Here is a 2,164-nt window from a genome sequence, read left to right as displayed (position 1 = left end):
ACCATGTCACGATCGCCTTTACTGTTGGAGGTTCCCGACGATGATTTCGTCTCGAACGATCATGTCGTGCGCCCTTGCGGGTTCTCTGTTGATGAATCTGGGCTGTGCGAGCTTCTGGCACGATCTGAAACCATCGCGCCTGCATCGCCTTAATCGAGGGGCTGCCCCTTCGCTTGATCCGGAATTCAGTCTTCAAGAGCAACGCAGCTCGACGCAACTTGCCAGACGGCAGTCGCCTGCAAAAAAGTCGTCCATTTCGGCGAACACGGCCGAGGTGGCGATGGTGCGGGCGCAATCGCCAAGGTAAGTCCGGGATGTCGCTCAAACCGCGGGCTGGCTGTATCGGTACTCAGCCCGCGCTGGCGTCATTCCCTCGCCGCAAGGCCTTCGTGTTGATCGAGACGGATTTCCGGCTGGACCTCGCCGTAGGGTGAGGGCAGGCAGAAATCCGTCTTTTCATGCGGCGACTTGTTTCTCTGTGGCAGGTCGGTTTGCGGGGGCTCACCGTCTTGGGGTGGGATCGGGCTGCTGTTCTCGCTGGTGCCATCACACGGCGGAGCTTTCCTTCGGTCGCTTCGTCTGGTTCCGTCGCGCAGGTTTTCTCTATGCGGCCTTGAACTCCAGCAGCGTCTTCAGGTGCACGGACACGCACTCTGCCAGCTTCTGAATGTGGTAGCCCCCCTCGAGACAGCTCACAAGACGTCCGCCGCTGTAGGTCTCTGCGACGTCGATGACCATTTTTGTCAGTGCCTGGAAGTCTTCTGTCTCCAGTCCCAGTGACCCGATCGGGTCAAGGGTGTGCGCGTCAAAACCGGCACTCACCAGGATCAGCTCCGGGCGACATCGTTTCGCGGCGTCGTTCAACAACGACTCGAAGCCGCTGAGATAGTGTTTGCGGGAGGTTCCAAACGGAAGTGGCAGGTTGAATGTGGCTCCCAGGCCTTTGCCGGTTCCGGTTTCGTCCTTCTGACCCGTACCGGGGTAAAATGGCGAGCGATGAGCGGAGAGAAACCAGACGTCATCCCTCTGATAGAAGATGTCCTGCGTTCCGTTGCCGTGATGCACGTCCCAATCGACGACAAGAACGCGATTCAGGTGGTGCTGCTTGATCGCGTGGTCCGCCGCCAGGGCGATATTGTTGAACAGGCAAAATCCCATCGCGTCGTCTGCCAGGGCATGGTGACCCGGCGGGCGGATCAGGCAGAGTGCTCTTCGGTCATCATCCGCTCGTACTACGGAATCGACGGCGGCGAGAGCTGTTCCCGCTGCGAGCCTCGCAACTTCGTAGGACTTGGGTGACATAAAGGTGTCTCCTTCAATCCAACCGCCCCCCTCGTCCGCGAAGTCGGCAACCCTTCCGACATACATCTTCCCGTGGATCTGGGCCAGCTCGTCCACTGTAGCCACCCGGGGCTTTCCCAGGGTACAGCGCGCGTCGAGGCCGGATTGGATCAGTTCCTGACGAATCGCCACGAGTCGCTCGGGGCACTCCCGGTGTTTCCCGGTTTCATGTCCCAGAAAGCGTTCGTCCATATAGAGGACAGTCATCAGCCCCTCCCATTCGCAAACTGTTGGTGGCGATCCGCCTGTTTCTCAATCTTCATCTCCTCAGGATGTCATCTTTCTTCGTCCTTTGCCACGGTCAATGCCGCAACACCGTGTGCACGACAAATCAGCATTCGTTGATCTTTTGTTAGGCTGTCGCGAAGAGTTGCTTCGACAAACTCTCCAATCCTGATGTTCGTTCTCAGGCCCGGGGCCGTAGGGGGCAAGGCGATGGTCGCGGGTGACCATCGAAAGTGGTCGAAAAACCGAACCCGAAAAAAATCTGAAAATAGTTGCCCCAGTGCGTTGACTCACGAGGTCCACGCGCATAAGATCTCCCTCCCGCGACGCCGACAGCAAACGCTGAACGCGACGCAAAGATCTTTGACAAAACGGTTTAAGTAAGAATAGCTTAGAAATCATCACAAGCTGTTCGCTGAGCTTTGGGGCTCGGCGGCAGAAATTGTGGGTAGTAGAGTCAGTGAGATTCTAAAACCAAGTGGTCAAGTTATTAAGGGTGTGTGGAGGATGTCTCGGTGCCAAGAGGCGATGAAGGGCGTGGAAGACTGCGATAAGCCTGGGGAAGCTGTCAAACAAGCTCTGATCCCGGGATTCCTGA

At 57.3% G+C, this 2,164-nt stretch carries 1 protein-coding gene and 1 rRNA gene; one reads left to right on the top strand and one right to left on the bottom strand.

The annotated features are described in order from the left end of the window. Positions 1–603: 603 nt before the first annotated feature. Entirely contained in the window at positions 604–1,548 is a 945-nt protein-coding gene (locus VGE80_RS21455; protein ID WP_440594063.1) for a histone deacetylase family protein, read from the bottom strand. 498 nt (positions 1,549–2,046) lie between these two features. On the opposite strand from VGE80_RS21455, the gene VGE80_RS21450 reads away from it, so the two are divergent. Continuing rightward, positions 2,047–2,164, top strand: a 23S ribosomal RNA gene (locus VGE80_RS21450); the annotation flags it as partial.

Source organism: Schlesneria sp., assembly GCF_036405755.1.
In the GTDB taxonomy this organism is placed as follows: domain Bacteria; phylum Planctomycetota; class Planctomycetia; order Planctomycetales; family Planctomycetaceae; genus Schlesneria; species Schlesneria sphaerica.
This window is presented reverse-complemented; position numbering and strand designations above follow the sequence as displayed.

Coding starts and splice junctions, on each gene's coding strand:
- VGE80_RS21455 (WP_440594063.1), bottom strand. CDS start 1,548: ATGACTGTCCTCTATATGGACGAACGCTTTCTGGGACATGAAACCGGG.